The following is a 22,258-nucleotide window of genomic DNA, read 5'->3' as shown; positions in this document are numbered from 1 at the left end:
CCGCAATCAGTGCGCGACGGCGGCGGCGCCGTGCTCGTCGATCAAATGGCCGGTCTGGAAGCGAGCCAGTGAAAAAGGCGCATTGAGCCGGTGCGGCGCATTGTTGGCGACGGTATAGGCAAAAACCCATCCGGACCCCGGCGTGGCCTTGAAGCCGCCCGTGCCCCAACCACAGTTGAAGTACAGCCCCTTGACCGGCGTTGTTGAAATGATGGGGCAGGCGTCGGGCGACACGTCCACGATGCCGCCCCATTGGCGGTTCATGCGCACCCGGCTGAACACGGGAAACATCTCGACAATGGCCTGTAGCGTGCTTTCTATCAGGTGGAAGCTGCCGCGCTGCCCATAGCCGACGTACTGATCGATGCCCGCGCCGATGACCAGATCGCCCTTGTCCGACTGGCTGATGTAGGCGTGCACGGCGTTGGACATCACTACCGTGTCCATCACGGGCTTGAGCGGTTCGGACACCAAGGCTTGCAACGGGTGGCTTTCCAATGGCAGCCGGATGCCGGCCATGTCCGCGATCACGCTGGAATGGCCCGCTGCCACCACGGCGACCTTGGCGGCCTGGATGTACCCACGGCCCGTTTCCACGCCACACACCTCGCCGTTTTCGCGTCGAATTCCGGTGACCGGGCAATTTTCGATGATGTCCACGCCCAACCGATCCGCCGCGCGCGCATAGCCCCACGCCACCGCGTCATGGCGCGCCACGCCGGCGCGGCGTTGAAACGAGGCGCCCAGCACGGGGTAGCGGCAGTCCAGGTTGATGGCCGGCACGATCTCCTTGACCTGTGCCGGCGTCAGCCATTCGCCATCGATGCCGTTGTAGCGGTTGGCGGTGATGCGGCGTTGGGTGTCGCGCACGTCTTGCAGGTTATGCGCCAGGTTCATTACGCCGCGCTGGCTGAACATGACGTTGTAGTTCAAGGCCTGCGACAGCCCTTCCCATAGCTGCATCGACTTTTCGTACAACTGGGACGATTCATCCCACAGGTAGTTGGAGCGCACGATGGTGGTGTTGCGAGCGGTGTTGCCCCCGCCCACCCAGCCCTTTTCCAGCACGGCGATGTTCTTCAGCCCGTGCTCTTTGGCCAGGTAGTACGCGGTAGCCAAACCGTGGCCCCCGCCGCCCACGACCACGACGTCGTAAACGCGTCGGGGCTCCGGGCTGCGCCAGGCGCGCGGCCAGCGGTCATGGTTCGACAACCCATTGCGGATCAGGCTGAACAGGGAATAGCGGCTCATCGTGGCTCCTAGGCAGGGTCCCATTCTTCTCCGAAGGCGCACGTCGCTCCTTCCCCCGCCGGACGGGAACTTGCCGGATCCCGCCAATGACCGGGTGGCCCGGGCGCCTGTCACGTACCCGCCTGTCGCGTACCCACTTGTTCGTGTCGCGCCGGGCTGCGTTGCCCGCGTTGCGGCTTGCCAAAATCGGCCATTGGCGGGCACGGGCCCGCCTCCATCCGGCCCAGCCGGCAAGGAGACGCAGACATGGCAGCGAACAGAGGCGTGGTGTATGTGGGCGACGGGCGGGTCGAAGTGCAGTCGATCAGCTTTCCGAAACTGGTGGACCCTCGTGGCCGCAAGATCGAACACGGCGTGATCCTGAAAGTGGTGTCCACCAATATCTGCGGTTCCGACCAGCATATGGTGCGCGGACGCACCACGGCGCAGAAGGGCCTGGTGTTGGGGCACGAGATCACGGGTGAAGTGATCGAGGTGGGCCGCGACGTTGAAACGCTGAAGGCTGGCGACCTGGTCTCGGTGCCGTTCAACGTGGCCTGCGGCCGATGCCGTACCTGCAAGGAACAGGACACCGGCGTCTGCCTGACCGTGAACCCGGCGCGCGCGGGCGGCGCGTACGGCTACGTGGACATGGGTGACTGGATAGGCGGCCAAGCCGAATACGTCATGGTGCCGTATGCCGACTTCAACCTGTTGCGCTTCCCGGATCGCGACCAGGCCATGGCGAAGATCCGCGACCTGACCTGTTTGTCGGACATCCTGCCCACCGGATTCCACGGCGCGGTCAGCGCGGGGGTCGGCCCCGGCAGTACCGTTTATGTGGCCGGCGCAGGTCCGGTGGGCATGGCGGCGGCCGCCTCCGCCCGCCTGCTGGGCGCCGCTGTGGTCATCGTGGGCGACATGAACACCTTGCGGCTTGAACATGCTCGCAAGGTCGGCTTCGAAACGGCCGACCTGTCCCTGGACGCCACGCTGGGCGAACAGATTGCGGCGCTGCTGGGCACACCGGAAGTGGATTGCGCCATCGACGCGGTGGGCTTCGAAGCGCGCGGACACGGCGCCACCGGCTCGCAGTCGGAAGCACCGGCTGCCGTGTTGAATGCGTTGATGGACGTGACGCGCGTTGCCGGCCGCATCGGCATCCCCGGCTTGTACGTCACGGACGACCCGGGCGCCGAGGACCCCGCCGCCCGTCGCGGCAGCCTGTCGGTACGCTTCGGACTGGGCTGGGCCAAGGCGCATAGTTTTCACACCGGCCAGACACCGGTGCTGAAGTACAACCGCGCCTTGATGCAAGCCATTCTTTGGGACCGCATCAATATCGCGCAGGTGGTGGGGGTTCAGGTCATCACGCTGGACGCCGCGCCCGATGGCTATGCGGCTTTCGACGCGGGCGCGCCGAAGAAATTCGTAATTGACCCGCACGCCATGCTGCCCGCCTGATGTCCCTACCCCGCCGCGCCCTAGCCTCGTACGAAGCGCCGCTCGCTGCTGGGCGAACGACCAAAGCGGGCGCGATATGCCTTGCTGAAATGGCAAGGCGATTGAAAGCCGCAGGCTACGGTGACGCCCATGATGGTCATGCGCGTCTGCAGCAATAGTTCGCGGGCGCGCAGCAGCCGCAACCACAGGTAGTAGCGCATGGGCGACATCCCCAGGTAGTACTTGAACATGCGTTGCAACTGCCGCTGCGACAAGCCGATTTGGCCGGCAATCTGCTTGAACGTCAGCGGGTCTTCGATATGCGCTTCCATCAGTTGCGCCACATTGACCAGTTCTTCTCGGTTGAACCCCACCCTGGCGACCATGGGAATGTGCTGCGGTTCCGTGGACGCCCGGATCCGATCCAGGCCGAACTGCTCTGATACGCCGTCGGCCAGCGCCATTCCGAAGCGCTCCGCGGTAATGCCCAGCATCAGGTCGATAGGCGCAGTGCCACCCGAACTTGTCAGGCGGTCGCGGTCGATGGCAAACAGTTCCTCCGTCAGCTCAACGGAAGGAAATTCCTCGCGCACGGCGTACAGGTTTTCCCAGTGCATGGCGCAGCGGTAGCCCGCCATCAGGCCGGCCTTGACCAGTGCATAGCTGCCCGTACAGATTCCCCCCAACGCCACGCCTTGGCGGGCCAGGCCCTGAAGCAGCCTGACGACGGACCCCGTGACGTGGTCCTGCACCTGTATACCGCCGCAGACGAATACCGCGTCCCAGCCGTCTTCTCTTCCGGATGGCGCCAGCGGCCCGATCAGCAAGTGATTGCTGGCCTCGACCGCGGCCCCGTCCAAGGTCATGACAGACCAGCGATACAGCTCGCGCCGACTGACGTAGTTGGCCATGCGCAGCACTTCCACCGCGCCGGAAAACGCGATCATTGAGAACTTCGGCAACAGCAAGAATCCGAAATGCAGTTGCGGCACGCCGGCCGTGTGCCACGCGGGCTCGGGATTTGATTGAGACACGGGCGGAAACCCGGGCTGAAACCCGGGCTGAAGCCTAGGCCAGGACTCAGCGGAAAGGCGCGCGAAAGCTCGGTGCGTAGTCATTGAATCTTGATCCCCATCATTTATCGATGAGCAAATTGCTTAACGGACGGCTGCAGCACAGCAACACCATGCCTTGATCGATCTCGCGTTGGCGGATTCCGCCCTGGTGCCGCATATCCACTCGCCCATCCAGCAAGCGCACCTTGCAGGTGCCGCACAGGCCCTGGGTACAAGACGCCGCCAGCCGCAGGCCCGCGTCACGGGCGGCGTCCAGCAAGGGCTGACCGGCGGCGCATTGTATGGTGCGCTGGCTTTTCTGGAAGTGGATGCTGAAGGCGGGTTCGGCCGCGCTTGCCAACGCCGCGTCGGTTGCAGCGACGGCCTCGGCGGGCTTGGACAGCGTTTCAAACGAGAAGCTCTCTTCGTGATGGCGCGCCATGTCGAAGCCCGTCGACACCAGCATGTTGCGCACCGCCAGCATGTAGGGCGCGGGTCCGCAAACGAAGATTTCGCGCTGCAGGAAATCAGGCGCCATCAGTTCCAGCAGCGGCAGGCTCAGGCGCCCGGTCAACCCGTGCCATCCTGCGTGCTGGCCCAGTGATTCGCAGACGAAGTGCGCGCGAAATTGACGCTGGCTGGCCGACAGCAAGGCCAGCTCGCGGCTGAAAATAATATCGTCCGGCGTACGGGCGCTATGCACGAACACCGTATCGCGGTCGTCGCATAGGTCGCGGTGGGTGCGCACCATGGACATCAGGGGCGTGATGCCGGAGCCGGCCGACAGGAAAAGATACCGCTGGGCGGGATGCCGGGCCGACGAAAACTCGCCTGCCGGCCCCAGCACCCGCACCGCATCCCCCACTTCCAGGCGGTCATGCAGCCAGTTCGACACCTTGCCTCCCGGCACGCGCTTGACCGTGATGGACAAGGTGTGCGGCCGAGTCGGCGGAGATGAAATCGTGTAGCAGCGGTTCAACGGTACGCCGTCGATATCCAACTCCAGCGTCAGGAATTGGCCCGGCGAAAACTGGAATGCATGTCCGGCGCGCGAGCGGAAGAAGAAGCTTTTTACGTCGGCCGTCTCTTGCCGCACCTGGCAGCACAGCAGGGTTTCCTCGACGTTGCTGTCCCACGGCGACGGCAGCCGCTGCCAGAAACCCGGTTGATGGATGCGTAAAAGCGCGTGCGGCATGGCGGCCTCTTAGTCCAGGTAGCGTGCCGCCAGGCGGCCGACATACCAGTTGCAGAACTTGTCGACCAGGCTCTCGGTGTAAGGCGAATAAGGCCCGGGCTGATACGCCGGGCTGCGTACCCCCTGCTGCGAAAGTTCGACCAGCGCCCGGTCTTGCGCATTGGTGGCACGCCACACGGCAGTCAGGTTGTCGACGTTGTAGTCCACGTTTTCAACCGCGTCCTTGTGCACCAGCCAACGGGTGCGCACCAGCGTCTTTTCGGGCCCGAGCGGCAGCGCCGAAAAAGCAACGATGTGGTCGCTCATCAAGTGGAACCAGGCGTTGGGCTGCGTCCATAGCGACAAGCCGCCCAGGTCGCGCCGCGACAACCCGCCCAGCAACTTCTTCGACGCCGCGTTGCCGTCCAGCGTCTGCGATTCACCGGCAAGATCCAGCGGCAGCCGCCGCACGCGGTAGCCCGTGACACAGCCATCCAGCGCTTCAAGCTCGGCCGAGGGCAGGCCAGCGGCCTCCCATTCCTGGCAACGCTCTGCCGATATCCGGTCGAAGTGCTGCATTTGCTCGGCGTTCGCGGGCGATGGCTGATAGCCAAACCCGAACTCGAACAGCGACACGGTCAGCTCGGGATGATTTACCGCGCAGTGATAGCACTCGCGGTTGTTCTCCATGGTGAGCTTCCAGTTGCAGTCTTCAATGATGTCGATCTGCGAGGCAACCTTGCAGTCGCGTATCTGGTGCGGCCGCAGATAGGGTTCCACCTGGTCGCGCATCACCGCGAAGTCGTCGGGGGCATCCGGGTTCAGGCAGATGAAGATCAGGCCGCTCAGGCTCTCGACCCGCACGGGCTTCAGGCTGTAGAGGCTCTTGTCGAACCCTTCGCCCATGTGCTCGGCATAGGCCAGCTTGCCGTTCAGCGTGTAGGTCCATTGATGGTAGGAACACACCAGGTTGCCGACCGCCCCCTGCGGCTGCACGCAAAGGCGCGCGCCGCGATGGCGACATACGTTGTGGAAAGCGCGCACCTGCCCGTCGTCGTCGCGAACCAGCACGACGGACTGCCGCCCCACCTCCACCGCCAGATAGTCGCCGGGTTCAGGAATGTCAGGTTCGACGGCCACGAATATCCAGTGGCGCCCGAATATCTCTTCCATGTCCACATCGAATATGGCTGGGCTCAGGTAGAAATCGGCCTCGAGGCTGTAGCCCTGGCGGCGCCGGGCGATCAGGGCGCGGACCGAGTCGTCCACGGACGGGCGAGCAATGGGAATAGGCTGAATGATGGTCATTGATCCACCTCAGTAATCGATCAGGCTGTGGGTGCGCAGGTAGGCGATGACCGCCTGCGCTTTCTCAATGGCGCTGCCCTCGGTGATGACGGCTCCGCCTCGGCTTTCCATCGTGATGGCGGCCAACAGCCGAGCATGGCCCGACCGAGATTCGCGCGCCGCCAATTTGCGTGGGCGCCCATGAGCCGCTTCGATCCGCAGCGGGGCAAGCGGAGCGGCCACCGCCGTTGACTCGCGCGCCACGATCCGGCCGGCGCGCTGCCGCGCATAGACGTGACGCACGTCCAGCGAGGCCAGGGGGTGCACCGCCAGCACCGCCGGCAGCGTGGCGGCGACTTCACGCCGCCTGCCTTTGGGCAGCCATTGTTGGGTGACGACGCTGCCCGCGTGTATCTCTGCCGACAGCACAGCGGGCAACAGCGGCCTGTGCAAGGCCTGCGCCAGCAGATAAGGCAGCAGGCCGCTGCCCGCACCACTTTCCGCCCGCGTGCCGCATAGCACCAGGTCGTAGCCGCGCACATGCTCGGCCAGTGCTTGCAACACGTCGCGGCCGTGGGCAACGTCAATAGCCTCGATCACGGCCGCGCCCAGCGCCAGGTAGTCGCGCAGCGCCTGGGCGGCGGGGTCGCCCGCATGGACCACATCCACCTCATCGCCCGCCAGCATTCGCGCCAATGCCAGCGCAAGCGCATCGTTGCGGCTGGAACGCGCTACCCCGCTGACGGGATGTTCGCCCACCGATACCAGCACCACGATGCGCGGCTTAGTCATGGCTGGCCTCGGGGTTGCTACGGGCGGCACGTGCCTGCCTGACTTCGGCGAGCAGCGCCTCGGCCACCCGTTTGGTGTCGTCGATGATGCTCAGATCGGCGCGCCTGACCAGCGGCGCGCTGGCGTCCAGGTTGACGGCGATGACGTGGCGGCAATCTTTGATGCCTTGCAGATGCTGCACCGCGCCCGAGATGCCGAATGCCAGGTATGCACTGGCGCTGACCGTCTTGCCCGTGGCGCCGATCTGCTGGCCCCGAGAAAAGCGCCCGTCGTCAACGGCGACGCGGCTGGCACCCACTGCAGCGCCCAACGCGTCGGCCAAGGCCTGAAAGCCGGACAAGTCGCGCACGCCGTTGCCCGCGGACACGATCAGGTCCGCCTCTTCCAGGCCCACTTCCATGGCGGGTAGCGTGCGGGTGCCGTGATCGCGGTAGGCCGAGCTCATCGGTAGCGGCATGACCCGCGCGCCCTCGCCATGCCCGATGAAGGGCAAGCGGTCATCGACGGCGTCTGGCGCCAGCAGCACGATGCGCGGCAAGGCCCGGCGCGCCCGGCGCAGACCCGCCCGCAGATACGGGCTGGCCACGCTGTCGGCGCTCAGTTCCACCACATGGGCCGCCGCGGTATCGCCCGTGGCGGCCGCCAGGCGCCGGCCCAGGTCACCGTCGGGCAAGCCGTTGTCGGGCAGGAAGACATGCAGCGGACGGTCACGCTCCATCAGCGCCAACAACATGGCCAGTTCGGCATCAGGCGCATAGGCGGGCGGCGCGGTGATGACGGTGAGGCGGTCCGCGCCCAGTGCCCCGGCATCGCCGTCGAATTCGCCGAAGACCAGCAAATGCACGATGGTGTCTCGCTCGGCCAGCAGGGCAGCGGCAGCCACGGCCTGGCGCGCGTGCGGGTCCAGTTGGCCACGGTCGCTGTGCGCCACGGCGAGCATGCAGCGCCGTGCCTCGGCGGCACGCAAAGGCTTTTTCGCCGTATCAGGCCGCAAGACCGGGCCAGAGTGCGGGCTGCCTTCGCCCAGCACGACGCGCCGGATTCCCGCTTCTGTTACGGCATGGGGCCTGCGCGGGTCGACTCTGCGTATGCAACTCATCATGCCTCCAAGGCGTCGGCAACCAGTTCCGCGATATCGCGCACGTCTGGCCGAGGTCCGACCACGCCTTCCAGCATGGCCGTGCAGTTTGGGCAGGCGACCACCACCCGGTGTGCGCCGACGTCGCGCGCATCCTGGATGCGGATGTCGGGAATGCGCCGTTCGCCCGGAATATCCGTCAACGCGGCCCCGCCGCCACCGCCGCAGCAGCGCCCATTCAGCCCATGCCGCGCCATTTCGTTGACCGTCAGGCCCAGGTGACGCAGTAGCTCGCGCGGCGCCTCGGTTTCACCGTTGTAGCGGCCCAGATAACAGGGGTCGTGGTAGGTCAGGGGCTCGGGGTGGTCGGCTGGCCTCAGCCGCAAGCGGCCCGTGCCCGCCAACTGCGCAAGCAGGCTGGTGTGGTGCAGCACTTGGTAATGGCCGCCTAATGCGGGGTATTCATTGCGCAGGCTGTGCAAGATGTGCGGGTCGGCCGTGACGATGCGTTCGAACGTCAGGTGCGACAAGGTGCGCATGAGGCGGGTGGCCAGCAGTTGGAAGGTGGCTTCATCGCCCAGGCGCCGGGCGACGTCGCCGGTGTCGGTCTCGCAAGCGCCCAACACGGCAAAGTCCACCCCGCCCGCGTGCATCGCCTTGACCAGCGCTCGCAGGCTGCGCTGGTAGCGCAATCCGAACGCGCCTTCTCCGGCAATCAGCAACACGTCCACGGGTTTGCCGGGCTGGGCCTCTGCCACGTTCAGGTCCACGGCCCAGTGATAGCGCGCGCCCAGGTCATGGCCCCCTGCCGAGCCGGTTTCGCGCAAGTTGGCCAGCACCGAGGGCGCCGTGCCCGGCACCGCGCCATGCTCAAGCGTCTGCTGGCGGCGCATGTCGATGACCGCGTCGACGTGTTCAATCAGCATGGGACATTCGTGCACACAGGCGCGGCAGGTAGTGCAGGCCCACAGCGACTGGGCGGCCAGCAGCCCCGGCACGATGGCGCTATGGGCGCCGCCCTTGCGGTCGCCCACGGGCATGCCCGGCATCGGGCTGCCGGCGTAAGCGGCGTCCGATCCGCCCGCCATGCCCACCACCATGTCCTGGATCAGCTTCTTGGGGTTCAAGGGCTGGCCCGCAGCATAGGCGGGGCAGGCGGCTTCGCATTTGCCGCACTGCACGCAGGCGTCAAAGCTCAGCAGTTGGTTCCAGGCGAAGGCTGCCGGCTTGCCCACGCCCAAGGGCGCGGACGCCGGGTCGGCAAGCAGCGACAGCGGGCGCAAAGCGGCCTTCTGGCCGGGCGGCGCGTGGCCGAATCGTTCTGGCCGGGGATGAAACGCCAGATGCAGCAGGCCTGCCAGCGCGTGCTTCATCGGCCCCCCACGGGCCACGCCTACCGTCAGTTCCCAAGCGCCCAGCGCCAGCAGCGCCACGGTGGCAACGCCCGCCGCGCCTGATAGCAACGGCGTCGACACCCCTCCCAGCAAGAGCAGGCCCAGCGCCAAGGCACCCAGCATCCAGGGCAGGCGGTTCCACACTCCGCGCGACAAGCGCGCGGGCGGTTTGCGGCGCCGATGCCAGACGAACAGCAGGCCACCCAGCATGATCAGTGCGGCCACGGCGATGGCATGGTCCAAAGCCGGAACGTACAGCGCCAAGCCGTAGTTCACCGCTACCAGAGCCATCGCCGCAACGGCCGCGCCAGCCGTCGCCACGTGGGTGCGGGCAATGTAGGGGTCGCGCGCCACCACGCGGTGCAGATCGACGAAGTACCGCTTGGGCACAGACAGCAGGTCGCGCCAGCGCACCGGTGCGGGACGGCCCACGCGCCATAGCGCGGCCCGACGCAAGCCGCCCACGCCCAGACCCAGCAGCGACAGCCAGAACAGCACAGTGATGGCGATGGCGAACGGTTGCATGGTCAGAAATCCTTGCACAGCCGCAATGCGTCATAGATGGCGGCGTGGATGTTGTGCATCGACACGCAGTCACCCACGCGAAAGAGCAGGAAGCGGCCGTCGCCCAAAGGCTGGCCAAGCGCGGGCTGCGGGTCGGCCGCATAGAGCGCATGCACGTCGGTCTGCCCCACGTTGGCGGACTTGCGCTTGAGCATGCCGTAGAGTGCGTCGTTGGGTGTGATGCCGTTTTCAATAACAACCTGGTCGACCAGTCGCTCTTCGCGCTCTTCGGTGTATTCATTGCGCAGCAGCGCGACTTTTTTGTCGCCCTCGGCGCTGACCCGCAAGAGCCAATGATTGGGCGTCATCACGACCTGCCGCGCATAGAGGCGGCGATAGAAGATCGGGAAGGTGGTGCCGCCCACGTCGTCGGCCACCTTCGGGTCGGGCGTCACGATTTCTACATGTGCGCCCCGGCTGGCCAGGAAGTCGGCCACGCCAGCGCCGGCATGCGTGCTGACGCCGTCATAGACCAATACGTTCCGAGCGGGCTCGACCGCGCCCGACAGGATGTCCCAGGAACTGACGGCCAGGCCGCGTGCAACGCCCCAGTCCGGCTGCTCGTGCACATGGCTCAAGCCGCCGGTGGCCAGCACCACGATATCGGGACGCTGTGCCAACACCATGTCCTCGGTGGCCAACGTATCCAGCCGGCAGTCCACGCCCAGGCGTTTGAGTTCCAGCGCAAACCACCGCACGATGCCGTCCATCTGCTCGCGCTGCGGCGCCTTTGCCGCCAGCAGGATCTGGCCGCCGATGGCCGCGCCCCGCTCGAACAGCACCACGTCGTGCCCACGCTCGGCACAGACGCGCGCGGCCTCCATGCCGGCTGGCCCCGCGCCCACCACCACAATTTTCCGATGGGGCCCGCGAGAACGCGCAACCACGTGCGGCATGGTTTCCTCGCGGGCGGTCGCCGCGTTCTGAATGCACAGCACGTCCAGCCCGTCGTACTGCCGGTCAATGCAGTAATTGGCGCCTACGCACTGCTTGATTTCGTCTTCGCGGTCGTCGCGGATTTTCACGACCAGATGCGGGTCCGCGATATGCGCGCGGGTCATGCCCACCAGGTCAGCGTGGCCCGCGGCCAGCAAGCGTTCGGCCTGCACCGCGTCGCGAATGCTTTGCGCATGCATCACCGGAATCCGCACCACCGACTTGATGCCGGCCGCCAGGTGAACAAAGGGTTCGGGCGGAAGCGCCATCGGCGGCATGCAGTTGGCCAGCGAATTGTGCGTATCCGCACCCGACCCGATCACGCCCAGGTAGTCGATCAGCCCCGTCTCGGCCATGGCCTGCGCAATCTCGCGCAAGGCTTCGTGATCAAGTCCGTCGTCGTGGAATTCGTCCCCGCACATGCGCAGGCCCACACAGAAGTCGGCGCCCACGGCTTCGCGGACGGCTTGCAACACATCCAGGCCGAAGCGCAAACGGTTGCGCAGGCTGCCCCCATAGGCGTCGTTGCGGAAGTTGGTGCGGGGGCTCCAGAATTGGTCGATCAGATGCTGATGCGCGGCCGATATCTCGATGCCGTCCATGCCCGCCTGCTGCACCCGCTTGGCGGCCGTGGCGAAGTCGCCGATGATGCGCCCGATTTCCTCCACTTCGATGGTCTTGGCGTTGCCCCTATGCACCGGCTCGCGCACCCCGGAAGGTGACAGCAGATGCGGCCAGTGTTCGCCGTGCCAGGCCGAGCGCCTGCCCATGTGCGTCGCCTGGATCATGACCTTGGCGCCGTGGCGGTGCATGGCGTCGCTGAGCTTTGCCAGCGGCTCGATGACGCGGTCGGTCGTCAGGTTGACCGACCGCCACCAGCCTTGCGGACTGTCTTGCGACACCGGGCTGGACCCGCCGCAGATGGCGAGGCCCAGGCCGCCCTTCGCTTTTTCCTCGTAGTAGGCGATGTAGCGGTCGCCGGGCAGGCCGCCCGGTTCTGCATGTACCTCGGCGTGCGCGGTGCTGACGATGCGGTTGCGCAGCACCAACCGGTTCAGCGTCAATGGCGCAAACAGATGGGGATAACGCATGACCGGCCTCAGGCGACAGGGCCAACGGTGAATTCGCAATGGGCATGCCCTTCTCCGGCGCACTGGCTTTCCGCGCACTGCGCGCGTGTGGCGCCGCCGTGCTGGTCGGCCAGCCAATCCATGGCCCCCGCGAACCACCCCGCGAACATGTGGCAACACTTGCCGCTCGCCTGCGCTTGGCCAAGCACGAAGGCGGAATGGCGCAACACGATGCGCGCGGTCATCGCGGTGGGATCGGCATCGGTCAGACGAAACAAGCCCCAGCCTCGCTGGGACAGCCGCTTCAGATAGTGCTCATAGACGGCGAGACCGGCCAGGCGATGTTCGCGCGCTTCCTGATCGCACCAGTGGTAAGCGGAACGATGGCCGGCGTCATACAGGATGCGCGCGTAAGCCTCCTGCCCCAGCGCGGCTTCGATCGCCGCATGGTTGTTGATGAAGAAATGGCGCGGCACATACAGCATCGGCATGCCGTCCGTGCTCCAGACGCCCGTCTGCTCGTTGACGTTGATCGGAACCTGGGGATTCATCTTCGTCGCTCCTTAAGCTGCCTGCACGCCCAAGGGCCAGACTTCGCCGAACACGCGCAGCCAGTTCTCGCCCAGGATTTTCCGAATGTGGATCTCGCTCCAGCCCGCGCGCTGCATCGCGGCGGTCAGATTGGGAAATTCGCCAATCGTCTGAATGCCCTCGGGGTTGCGGATGGCCCCGAAGTCCGTCAACCGGCGATGGCGGCCCTTATCGTGCGTCAGCCAATCGAAGAATGGCTGGCCATACCCTTGCGTGAAATCGGTGCCGATGCCCACTGCGTCTTCGCCGACCAGGTCGACGACATAGCCGATGGCTTCGACATAGTCGTCCACGGTGGCCTGCACGCCGCGCTTGAGAAAGGGCGGAAACATCGTCACGCCGATGAAGCCGCCGTGCTCTGCAATAAAGCGCAACTGCGCGTCGCTCTTGTTGCGCGGGTGTTCTTTCAGCCCAGCAGGCAGGCAGTGCGAATAACAGACGGGCTTGGAAGAAGCCTGAATTGCCTCTTCGGAGGTGGTGGCGCCCACGTGGGACAAGTCCACCATGATGCCGACCCGGTTCATCTCGGCCACCACTTCGCGGCCGTAGCCGGACAAGCCGCCGTCGCGTTCGTAGCAGCCCGTGCCGATCAGGTTCTGGGTGTTGTAGCAAAGCTGAATCACGCGCACCCCCATGTCGGCAAAGGCTTCGACCGCGCCCAGGTTGTCCTGGAAAGCGTGGCCGTTCTGAAAGCCCAGGATGATGCCCGTCTTGCCGTCACGCTTGGCTTGGCGGATATCTTCGGTAGTGCGCACCAACGTCACCAAGTCATTGTTGGCGCGAACCAGCGCTTTCATGGCGGCGATGTTGGCGACGGTTTGTTCGAACCCTTCCCATACCGACACCGTGCAGTTGGCCGCCGTCAGCCCGCCCCGCGCCATGTCTTCGAATACCGACCGGTCCCATTTAGAGATGATCAGGCCATCGATAACCATACTTTTCTGATGAAGCGTCGTCATGCCGTTCCCCCTGGGATTGTGCCGCTCAGTAGATGGGATGGCGCTGACAGAGCGCCTGGACCTCGCTTCGGATACGCCGCTCGGTGGCTTCGTGCTCGTCAGGGCTGGTGACCAGCATGTCGATCACGTGGACGATCATTTCCCCGATGGCGCGGAATTCGTCCTCGCCAAAGCCGCGCGACGTGGCGGCCGGCGAGCCCAGGCGGATGCCGGAGGTCACTGAAGGGCTTTGTGTATCGAAAGGAATGCCGTTCTTGTTGCAGGTGATGCCCGCCCGCTCCAGCGTGCGCTCGACATGGGCGCCGGTAAGCCCCTTGGAACGCAGGTCCAGCAACAGAAGGTGGTTGTCCGTACCGCCCGAAACCAGGTCGATGCCGCCGGCCATCAGCACGTGGCCCAGAGTTTGGGCATTGGTCAGGACACGGTCGATGTAGCGCTTGAAGTCCGATTGCAGGGCCTCGCCGAAAGCCACGGTCTTGGCGGCCACCACGTGCATCAGCGGGCCGCCCTGCAGTCCGGGAAATACCGCGGAATTGATCTTCCTGGCGATCGCGCCATCGTTGGTCAGGATGAAGCCGCCTCGCGGACCGCGCAACGTCTTGTGCGTGGTGGAGGTCACGACGTGCGCATGCGGAACCGGGCTTGGATGCTTGCCGGCCGCGACCAGGCCGGCAATATGCGCCATGTCCACCATCAGCAGCGCGCCAGCTTCGTCGGCAATCTGGCGAAACCGGGCGAAGTCCGGTTGCCTGGGGTAGGCGGAAAAGCCCGCGATGATGAGCTTGGGCCGGTGCGCCAGCGCCAGGCGCCGCACTTCGTCGTAGTCGATCAGGCTGTCGCTCTGGCGCACGCCGTACTGCACGGCATTGAACCACCGGCCCGACATCGCGGGCCGCGCGCCGTGGGTCAGGTGCCCACCGGCATCCAGCGACATGCCCAGGACGGTGTCGCCGGGTTCCAGCAAGGCCAGCATGACCGCGCCGTTGGCCTGCGCGCCCGAGTGCGGCTGCACGTTGGCGTAGTCGGCCTGGAACAGCTCGCGCACGCGCAGCAGCGCCAGCGATTCCACTTCGTCCATGTGTTCACAGCCGCCGTAGAAGCGGCGGCCCACATAGCCTTCGGCGTACTTGTTGGTCAACACCGAGCCCTGCGCTTCCATCACGGCGCGCGACACCAGGTTTTCAGACGCGATCAATTCGATTTGCGTCTGTTGACGGCGCAGTTCGCGTTCCTGCATGGCCATCACGACAGGGTCGCGCTTGGCCAGCGGAGCGGAGAAAAAGGACGACGAGGACTGGAACATGACGACCCTGCCTTCGGTAGCAACGGCGTTCGGAAATCCGGCATGAACCGGCCCTGTGGAGCATTCTTTCCCAAAGGTCCTGGACGCTGTTATCTGAACCGGACCAGATCTTGTCCGATTGCGACAGGTGCAATCGGCATCGGCCGGCAAGCCGCCTGCATCAATGTTCTGCAAATTTTCGTATTCGTCCTAAGGGCACAGGCGCAAGGCTGGCCTACGATGCAACGGTCCCATGCCGAATCCTCCGAGCCGGCATCCCAGTGCGACTACATCCGCCCAAGGAGCCTCGCCATGACAGCCCCTTTGCCGAGCCCGGATCGCCAGCATCTTCGGCACTTCGGTTTCCTGCCCTTGCCGCAATTCACCATGCTGTCGTTCATGACCGCGATTGAAGTGCTGCGCATGGCCAACCATCTGCTGGGCCAGCCTTATTACCGATGGTCCGTCGTCAGCACATCATCCGGGCCGGTCGTGGCCAGCAACGGGCTGACCGTGCACGCCGGCGTGCTCAACGATGCCGATCCGCCCGACGCCGTGTTCGTTTGCGGCGGCACGCGCGCAAACGCCGACGTCGACCACGCCACGTTGCAATGGCTGCAACACCTGGCCGCGCGCGATGTGACACTGGGCAGCCTGTGCACAGGGACCCGCACGCTGCTGCGGGCCGGCCTGCTCAATGGCTATACCTGCGCGTCGCACTGGGAAGACCTGGTGGCGCTGCAACGCGAGTTCCCCAAGAGCCGCTTGTCGCAAGACCTGTTCGTGATCGACCGCGACCGCATTACCTGCACGGGCGGCACCGCGCCGCTGGACCTGATGTTGAACCTGGTGGGCGAATCCGTCGGCGCCGGCATCGTCGCCCTGATCGCCAACCAGTTCACCATCGGACATGTACGCGACCACAAGGACAAGCAGCGCATGCCCGCGTCAATGCGCATGCCCGCCGCGCATCCCGCGCTGGCCGAGGTCATCGCACTGATGGAGGTCAACCTGAAAGAGCCCTTGTCGCTGGACGAGCTGGCGCATCTGTCAGGGGCTTCGCAGCGTCAATTGCAACGCTTGTTCCGCGAGCACCTGGGCACCACGCCCAAGCAGCACTATCTAAGCCTGCGGTTGCGGCACGCCCGCGCACTGCTGCGCCAGACGCCAATGTCGATCACCAGCATCACGTCCGCCTGCGGCTTCCAGTCGGCCTGTCATTTCAGCAAGACGTATCGTGCGCTGTATGGGGCCGCCCCCAGTTCGGAACGGCGCAATCCGCAGTCGTTCGACCATGATCGCCATGGCCCGGGGCGGTTGCCAGGATCGGGGGCCGGGTTGGATGCCGGGTTGAATGCCGGGTTGGGGCCCCGCCCGGGCACGGATCTGGACCCAAACGCCTTTTTTTCCCGCTCCGCCCGCAGCGCTACACAAGCCTAAAATTCTGTGTATAATCGCTGTCTTTGGTGAACACGGCCTTCGAGAAAAGCTTCTCGAACTTCACCGAAACCCGCTGAAAATTTTCATAAATTTCAGCAGTGGTAGGTAAGCAGTGGTAGGTAGTACGGCAACAGCAGTACAACGCGGGAGTAGCTCAGTTGGTAGAGCGCAACCTTGCCAAGGTTGAGGTCGCGAGTTCGAGACTCGTCTCCCGCTCCAAATACAAGAAGGAAGCATCGGCCAACACCGCGCTTCCTTTTTTCTTGCAAGTGCTGGCGCAATGGCAGAGTGGTTATGCAGCGGATTGCAAATCCGTGTACGTCGGTTCGATTCCGGCTTGCGCCTCCAGTATCTTTAAGGCTCGCAGCGATGCGGGCCTTTTTGTTTTCTGGCGCGGTGTGGGGAAATTCTGCCATTCGAATGCAGATAGCTGTACATTCATACAGCTATGTCCTACTTCAAGCCTATGCCCCCAAAGCTCGGCGGCTGCTGGACCTGTACCCACTGGCATGGGCCAGGAAATCAAACCGTCCCACGGTGAATCCCCGCAGGTCACTCTTTCTGGTTCGCAGTTGAACTCGTAGGAGTATCGGTGGGCGACTTGCTGGAATGCAGCTGTCCTGCTGCCCCCGCGACGGCTGCGACAAACTGCGACTCATTCATCGGAGGATTGCGGAAAATTCGCCATAGTTGCCAGATCGCTTTGTAAATGGCGATCGCAACGACAATGACGAACGCGGTTTTCCATTGGTCCGCCGAAAGTCCATAGATCGACTTGAAGTCGGTAGTGACCATCGACACGACGAGACTTAGGGCCACGCTAGCCGAAGGAATCCAGGCCTTCGAAGATTCAACCGATTTCCGGTCGTCCCGAAAAATCAGTCGTAATTTATCTTCGGTGACGTTGATTAGGTGATTCTCTGTGTTGGTAGAAATCCCGCTGATCGGGATTGATCCATTGGGTAGATTCCATTCCCGAACGACGGTCTCCTGCATCACGCCACCCCGCTCCACCAGAATTGGAGCGTCATGTGGTTCATTTCGCCGATCGAGTAGTTGGCCATCATCAACTCAACTCTACCCTTCGGCGTCGTCACCAGTTGAAAGGGAGTGTTGAGAGCCGTTCCCAGGGGGTTATTCCAATTTTTCAGAATCATGTGAACTCGGGTGCCCACTGGTCGAAACTCGACAGTTTGAGGTTCTTTTGACTCCTCAAACACAATGTCAAAGCGAACAAACGAAGAGTTCGGATGAGCCGTGTATTCTTCGCCAAGCTCAATGTCGACATGCGCGACTTCCCCACGGGGAACGAGCAACTCCAACGTGTCAATTAGGTTACGAGAGCCTAGCGACACTTTCAGTTTGTGCGTCATACGATGTCCTTGAACGAGACGCATATGTTAGCGTGTTGAGGACGCGCTGTATCTACACAAACGCTACTCTCGGAAATCCATGTGCAGCCACTACCAGACCCTGAAAGACGCTGAGCTGCTGCTTAAGAAGTTCGGCGTGCGCGACAAGACAGCCGCGATCGGCAAGTACGACATGTGGCCGCGCTACCAGGGCGTGTTCGTGCGGCGACCGGTGGAGCATGACGCGGGCGACGAGGCTGTACCGGAGCGGGAAGCCGTGGCCGGCCGCTGGGGTCTCATCAGCGCCATGACCAAGCCCGATGGGCTGGACAAGGTGGGCAAGCTTTCGACGTTCAACGCTCGCAGTGAGACCGCGCGAAAGTCGTTCACGTTCGGCAACGCCTGGCGCCGTGCCCAGCACTGCATCATCCCGGCAGACGCGATATTCGAGCCTGACCATCGCGAGGAAACCAAGGCCAGGTTCCAGACCGATAAATCGGTGCCGACCAGATTCACACGTGCGGATGGTGCGCCGCTCGGCATAGCCGGCATCTGGGATCGGTACCGAGACGAGGCCGGCCAGTGGCAAGAGAGCTACACCATGCTGACCATCAATGCCGACAACGATCCACTGTTCCGGCTCTACCATCAGCCCGGCAAGGAAAAGCGCATGGTCGTCATCCTGCCGGAAGGCGCATACGGCGACTGGCTGACCGCGCCGGTCGAAGCGACCCGCGACCTCCTGGTCCCCATTCCCTCCGACAAGCTAGTCGCAACGCCGATGAAGTGACCCCGTTTTTGCTGCAATATACTGTTTTTTTATCCAGTATTTAGGCAGCAAACGATGCTCTGTACCGTCACCCGCACCCACTGCCTGGGCGAAAAGCGCCCTGACCGCGATCCCGGCCCCACCACCACCGGCACCGTGCGCATGTACTCGATCATGCGAGATGACTTGAAGAGGTACGTGCGCGTCATGACCATGGACAGCCTCGCCACATTCGGCGCGACTAGGAAAAGCCCTATTCCTGACCTATTGCAGCCAGAGCTGCTGACCTTCGCATCCGACCGCGGAATGATGGTCTGCGGCTTTGAAGAAATCGACGGCAAGCGCTATTACCAAGGGTGGTGGATGCAGTGGATAGAGCGCTGATCGGCCCATACATGCCAACGAAATGAGACAATCCCGGCTCCGTCAAATTCGCGGCGATCCAATTCCGCCTAAACGTCGACGCTATGTCAATCATCCACACCGAGCATTTTGACTATATTTGCGCTCTGGGTCGCAACACGCAGCTCGCAGAGTACTTCAAGGCATTGCAGTATTCGCCGATTACAACCGCAGTTTCCGATATCCCGGCTCACCGTGACGGTTTAGCAGAGTGGGCGAATTCTCAGTCTCGCGTTGGAATCACAGGCGTCCAAAAATTTTTCCCGCCTTCCACTGAACCCGGACGCACCTTACTGCTGTATCTGAGCGGATTTGACGATGCAGTCGAGTGTGCGGATACCGACGACCTGGACGCGTTCAGCTCCACCATCGAGCAGCTTTATCCGGAGCTGGATTTTCGGGTTCTGCTACTAAGTCCAAAAAGCGGCATGCGGCCTTCCCATCCGAGGTTGACCCGCATATCGCTCCCGGCCGGCGCTAGTCACAGAGCTTACATCCTTCGGCATATCGAAAAGGTCATCGAAAACCAGCCAGCAATGGTGAAGGCATTGGCGGGTAAGCGGGGGCCGGTCGACAAGGGAGAGTACAACGCGCCCAAGATACGGCTCGGTCGCCCACAGGATATGCCCAAGCACACGTCCGCCGAATTCACGATCAACCGCCATGGTGTTGACTTTGAGTTTTATGGTCGGCTCAGGGGCAATGACGTTCCGCTGGTGGTGTTCGGGCAGTCCGCTATCACGCGGCCAGCGTCTAAACCCCCCGTCTTCCATCGCTGGTCCTGGGTCGACGACCTGCCATACTCCTGCTTGGTTCTGAACGACCCAACCTTGTACTTGTCAGACGTGATGGAAGGCGGATGGTTTCAAGGAACGGAAGACCATTTCTACATGGAGACCGCCGCAGAATTGATACGGGATATCGCCGGTTCAAGCGGCATCGAGCCAAACAAGATCCTATTTTTCGGATCGTCCGCCGGCGGATTCACATCGATGCAGATGGCAACGATGGTGAAGGGGTCGCATGCATTGGTGCAGATCCCGCAAGTGGATATGTCGGACTACCACGTAGCCGCGGCGGTCGATCACCTTTTGGCATACTGCTACGGCGGGAAGAGCCTGAGCGAAGCCACCACTCTGTATCCCGATCGCTGGTCCGCTCTCGAAACATTCAGGAAGTACAAGCACATTCCCAATATCTGGTATCTACAGAACTCCCACGATACGAACCACTTAAAACGACACTTCGCTAAGTTCGTCTCAGGGGTGTGCGAACTGATGGTCGAATTTCCCAGCCTAAGAGATACGCAGGTTCTGACCGAGTTCTATTCGATCAACCACCCTGTTCGAGGCGGCCACACTGTTCTCGGGAAAGACGAGACGTTGAAGCTAATTGATCGCGCGATAGCTAGATTCATCGGGGACGCAGCATGAAGAGCCAGAAGTTTGTAGAAATGGGGCTCACCGCTTTGGAAGGTTACGTGCCTTCGAAATTCCGTTTCGAACAAGGCGTGAATCTCGGAAAGTGTGAAATTTTGCCTGGCGCCGCTTTCGGGTTCCAGTCGTACATGAATAGCGGCTTTGTGCGCAGCGCGGTTATCGTCGGAAGGTACTGTTCTATCGGTCGTAATGTCACGATAGGATCGGGCGTTCACGATCTAAATGCGTTGTCTACCAGCCCGTTTTTCAAGAACAACAGCAACGGCCCTATCCTAAAGCTCGCGGATCCGGTACGCAGGATCCGCGTCCTCATCGGACACGATGTTTGGATAGGCGATAACGCCTACATCATGTCAGGCGTCACGGTGGGAGACGGCGCAGTCATCGCCGCCGGCGCCGTGGTGACCCATGATGTTCAACCCTACTCGATCGTTCTAGGGTCGCCCGCAAAGCATTTCAGATGGCGGTTTGAAGATGAGGTGGTTCGGAGCAGGCTGTCCGCATTGCGGTGGCACGAGTTCGATCCTGAACTGTTGCAGCATTTGGACATTGGCCAGATCCATACCGCGCTGGCAGAAATGGAATCCTGGCCTGAGTCGGCGAGGACTCATAAAGCGTTGAACTACCGCTCCACCTGATTATCCGGCCCAGGCATCCATCACCGCCGCCTGGCGCCGCGCTAGGGTAAGCGCGCCTGGCACGCTGCAAGCTGGGCGGTCACTCGCCGGATCCCAGCCCGGAGGGAGAAATAATCCGGTCGAGCAGTTGGATCAAGTTCGGCGCGGGCTCCATCACCCACGCGGGCGCTGGCTCCGGCTTTGGGCACTCCAATGCTGGCGGCGGGGCAGGTGGCAGCGACGTGCAGCCGCTGGCGCCCAGCATCAACATCAGCCCGTAGGCTGTCATCCTGAACTTGCTCATTGCGCATACCCCCGTAAGCGGCCCATTCGGCCTTGGCGTTTCGTTCATTGATCTGGCCGACCTCGGCGACGCGCCGCTCAAGAATCTCGCGCGCCTGACGCTGTGACTCGGCGACGAGGGCCGACTGGTCAGACTTCATGGCGGATATCTCGGCACCATATCGCCAGCTCTGCGCCTTCCAGGCCGCGCCGCCCGCCACGATGGCGCCCACCACCAGAGCAGCGGCGTACCCCTTCCAGCCGATCAACGCTGTAGACAGATCCATGTGTCCACCTCCCTGCGCGTAACGAGGCCTGGCAGCGTTACCAGCACACCACCTTGCCGCCCCTTAACCCATCGATCCAACTCAGCACAGCCGCCGGCATAGTCACCCGCGTTGAACTTGCGCCGCATGGTCGACTCAGCCAAGTTCCCGGCGCCCAGGTTGTACGTGAAGTCGATCAAGGCCGCGCGCTGCCAGTCATTCAGCGGCACCGTGATTAGCCGGCGTACCGCCCGGTCAGCAATGGCCAGATCTGCGTCGCGCCACGCATCGCACTCCGCGTCGGTGTAAATCCGCTTCGGGTCGATATCCGGGCCGGTGTGCCCATCGCACACGGTCAGCACGCCCACCGGGTCGATGTACGGCTTGCCGCGCACCTTGCCTGGTTCAAAGTGCGTGACCAGCACGCCCGCGATGGCAACCGCGCCACCGGCCGAAGCCGCTAAAATCTTGCGTTTCAGACTATCCGAGATCATTTCCAAATCCCCTTCACAGCCGCCACCGCAGCTAGCGTGGCCGCGATCGCGGTAGCGATGTACCCGATCGGGCGCGCAAGCCGGCCCAGCCCCTGCAAGACCTTGAACCCACCGGACAGCGCCGCAAAGGTGTCAACGATGTCCTGTGTGTTTTGCCGGATCGTCTCGATAGAGTCCGTATTCCGCGCGGTGGCTTCCGCGTTGTTGGCCATGTCTTGCTCCATTTGCACGACGCGCGCGTGCAGTGACTTGATGAACGCATCGGACAGATGTTCGTCAGCCATGATCTTTCCTTTGAAGCGACAACATCGCGTCCCCTATAGACGAAAAAAAGGCCCACCG

22 protein-coding genes and 2 tRNA genes are annotated in these 22,258 nt (G+C 63.2%); 8 read left to right on the top strand and 16 right to left on the bottom strand.

The window, feature by feature from the left end:
* Nucleotides 1-6: 6 nt before the first annotated feature.
* Complete coding sequence (locus P8T11_RS25315) at nt 7-1,251, bottom strand: sarcosine oxidase subunit beta family protein (protein ID WP_268079480.1); 1,245 nt, start codon at nt 1,249-1,251, stop codon at nt 7-9.
* Nucleotides 1,252-1,497: 246 nt separating this feature from the next.
* Between P8T11_RS25315 and fdhA the strand changes: the two genes are divergently transcribed.
* A complete protein-coding gene (gene fdhA, locus P8T11_RS25310) occupies nt 1,498-2,694 on the top strand; it encodes a formaldehyde dehydrogenase, glutathione-independent (RefSeq protein WP_268079481.1) in 1,197 nt (398 codons plus the stop codon).
* 20 nt (nt 2,695-2,714) lie between these two features.
* On the opposite strand, the gene P8T11_RS25305 is transcribed toward fdhA, so the two are convergent.
* From P8T11_RS25305 to P8T11_RS25260, 10 genes are all read right to left on the bottom strand, one after another.
* Nucleotides 2,715-3,707, bottom strand: a complete 993-nt coding sequence (locus P8T11_RS25305; protein ID WP_268079482.1) for a GlxA family transcriptional regulator — start codon at nt 3,705-3,707, stop codon at nt 2,715-2,717.
* A 100-nt stretch (nt 3,708-3,807) separates the two neighbouring features.
* On the bottom strand, nt 3,808-4,923 hold the full coding sequence (locus P8T11_RS25300; RefSeq protein WP_268079483.1) for a hybrid-cluster NAD(P)-dependent oxidoreductase: 1,116 nt from the start codon (nt 4,921-4,923) through the stop codon (nt 3,808-3,810).
* A gap of 9 nt (nt 4,924-4,932) precedes the next feature.
* Nucleotides 4,933-6,210: an aromatic ring-hydroxylating oxygenase subunit alpha gene (locus tag P8T11_RS25295; protein ID WP_268079484.1), complete on the bottom strand. Its 1,278-nt coding sequence runs from the start codon at nt 6,208-6,210 to the stop codon at nt 4,933-4,935.
* 9 nt (nt 6,211-6,219) lie between these two features.
* Complete coding sequence (locus P8T11_RS25290) at nt 6,220-6,981, bottom strand: electron transfer flavoprotein subunit beta/FixA family protein (RefSeq protein ID WP_268079485.1); 762 nt, start codon at nt 6,979-6,981, stop codon at nt 6,220-6,222.
* Nucleotides 6,974-8,080, bottom strand: a complete 1,107-nt coding sequence (locus P8T11_RS25285) for an electron transfer flavoprotein subunit alpha/FixB family protein (RefSeq protein WP_268079486.1) — start codon at nt 8,078-8,080, stop codon at nt 6,974-6,976. The genes P8T11_RS25290 and P8T11_RS25285 overlap by 8 nt, the downstream gene beginning before the upstream one ends.
* The gene (locus tag P8T11_RS25280; RefSeq protein WP_268079487.1) at nt 8,080-9,978 is read right to left on the bottom strand and encodes a (Fe-S)-binding protein; all 1,899 of its coding nucleotides are present in this window, start codon (nt 9,976-9,978) and stop codon (nt 8,080-8,082) included. The genes P8T11_RS25285 and P8T11_RS25280 overlap by 1 nt, the downstream gene beginning before the upstream one ends.
* Nucleotides 9,979-9,980: 2 nt before the next feature.
* A complete protein-coding gene (locus P8T11_RS25275) occupies nt 9,981-12,044 on the bottom strand; it encodes an NADH:flavin oxidoreductase (RefSeq protein WP_268079488.1) in 2,064 nt (687 codons plus the stop codon).
* An 8-nt stretch (nt 12,045-12,052) separates the two neighbouring features.
* Complete coding sequence (locus P8T11_RS25270) at nt 12,053-12,574, bottom strand: 4-vinyl reductase (protein ID WP_268079489.1); 522 nt, start codon at nt 12,572-12,574, stop codon at nt 12,053-12,055.
* 12 nt (nt 12,575-12,586) lie between these two features.
* Nucleotides 12,587-13,573: a dipeptidase gene (locus P8T11_RS25265; protein WP_268079490.1), complete on the bottom strand. Its 987-nt coding sequence runs from the start codon at nt 13,571-13,573 to the stop codon at nt 12,587-12,589.
* A 25-nt stretch (nt 13,574-13,598) separates the two neighbouring features.
* Nucleotides 13,599-14,876, bottom strand: a complete 1,278-nt coding sequence (locus tag P8T11_RS25260) for a serine hydroxymethyltransferase (protein ID WP_277549610.1) — start codon at nt 14,874-14,876, stop codon at nt 13,599-13,601.
* A gap of 291 nt (nt 14,877-15,167) precedes the next feature.
* Here P8T11_RS25260 and P8T11_RS25255 point away from each other — a divergent pair, with 291 nt between their 5' ends.
* The 3 genes from P8T11_RS25255 to P8T11_RS25245 all read left to right on the top strand — a co-directional run bounded on the left by P8T11_RS25255 (nt 15,168) and on the right by P8T11_RS25245 (nt 16,643).
* Nucleotides 15,168-16,295 carry a GlxA family transcriptional regulator gene (locus tag P8T11_RS25255; RefSeq protein ID WP_268079491.1) on the top strand — a complete coding sequence of 376 codons (1,128 nt, stop codon included), beginning with the start codon at nt 15,168-15,170 and terminating at the stop codon, nt 16,293-16,295.
* 143 nt (nt 16,296-16,438) lie between these two features.
* A tRNA-Gly gene (locus P8T11_RS25250) sits at nt 16,439-16,514 on the top strand.
* Between the two features lie 55 nt (nt 16,515-16,569).
* Nucleotides 16,570-16,643, top strand: a tRNA-Cys gene (locus P8T11_RS25245).
* A 204-nt stretch (nt 16,644-16,847) separates the two neighbouring features.
* On the opposite strand, the gene P8T11_RS25240 is transcribed toward P8T11_RS25245, so the two are convergent.
* Complete coding sequence (locus tag P8T11_RS25240; RefSeq protein ID WP_268079492.1) at nt 16,848-17,294, bottom strand: hypothetical protein; 447 nt, start codon at nt 17,292-17,294, stop codon at nt 16,848-16,850.
* Nucleotides 17,291-17,668, bottom strand: coding sequence for a hypothetical protein (locus P8T11_RS25235; RefSeq protein ID WP_268079493.1), 378 nt, complete (start codon nt 17,666-17,668; stop codon nt 17,291-17,293). Before P8T11_RS25235 ends, P8T11_RS25240 begins: the two co-directional genes overlap by 4 nt.
* Nucleotides 17,669-17,747: 79 nt before the next feature.
* On the opposite strand from P8T11_RS25235, the gene P8T11_RS25230 reads away from it, so the two are divergent.
* From P8T11_RS25230 to P8T11_RS25215, 4 genes are all read left to right on the top strand, one after another.
* The gene (locus P8T11_RS25230; RefSeq protein ID WP_268079494.1) at nt 17,748-18,437 is read left to right on the top strand and encodes an SOS response-associated peptidase; all 690 of its coding nucleotides are present in this window, start codon (nt 17,748-17,750) and stop codon (nt 18,435-18,437) included.
* Nucleotides 18,438-18,491: 54 nt separating this feature from the next.
* A complete protein-coding gene (locus P8T11_RS25225) occupies nt 18,492-18,800 on the top strand; it encodes a hypothetical protein (RefSeq protein WP_268079495.1) in 309 nt (102 codons plus the stop codon).
* Nucleotides 18,801-18,883: 83 nt separating this feature from the next.
* Nucleotides 18,884-20,251, top strand: coding sequence for a hypothetical protein (locus tag P8T11_RS25220; RefSeq protein ID WP_268079496.1), 1,368 nt, complete (start codon nt 18,884-18,886; stop codon nt 20,249-20,251).
* Nucleotides 20,248-20,895, top strand: coding sequence for a CatB-related O-acetyltransferase (locus P8T11_RS25215; RefSeq protein WP_268079497.1), 648 nt, complete (start codon nt 20,248-20,250; stop codon nt 20,893-20,895). Before P8T11_RS25220 ends, P8T11_RS25215 begins: the two co-directional genes overlap by 4 nt.
* 41 nt (nt 20,896-20,936) lie before the next feature.
* Here P8T11_RS25215 and P8T11_RS25210 read toward each other — a convergent pair whose 3' ends face one another.
* The 3 genes from P8T11_RS25210 to P8T11_RS25200 are packed head-to-tail and all read right to left on the bottom strand — an operon-like array spanning nt 20,937 to nt 22,200.
* The gene (locus P8T11_RS25210) at nt 20,937-21,443 is read right to left on the bottom strand and encodes a lysis system i-spanin subunit Rz (RefSeq protein ID WP_268079498.1); all 507 of its coding nucleotides are present in this window, start codon (nt 21,441-21,443) and stop codon (nt 20,937-20,939) included.
* The gene (locus P8T11_RS25205; protein ID WP_268079499.1) at nt 21,422-21,916 is read right to left on the bottom strand and encodes a lysozyme; all 495 of its coding nucleotides are present in this window, start codon (nt 21,914-21,916) and stop codon (nt 21,422-21,424) included. The genes P8T11_RS25210 and P8T11_RS25205 overlap by 22 nt, the downstream gene beginning before the upstream one ends.
* Entirely contained in the window at nt 21,913-22,200 is a 288-nt protein-coding gene (locus tag P8T11_RS25200; RefSeq protein WP_268079500.1) for a hypothetical protein, read from the bottom strand. Before P8T11_RS25200 ends, P8T11_RS25205 begins: the two co-directional genes overlap by 4 nt.
* Nucleotides 22,201-22,258: the final 58 nt, after the last annotated feature.

The organism is Achromobacter spanius, from assembly GCF_029637605.1.
In the GTDB taxonomy this organism is placed as follows: Bacteria; Pseudomonadota; Gammaproteobacteria; order Burkholderiales; family Burkholderiaceae_B; genus Achromobacter; species Achromobacter spanius_E.
This window is presented reverse-complemented; position numbering and strand designations above follow the sequence as displayed.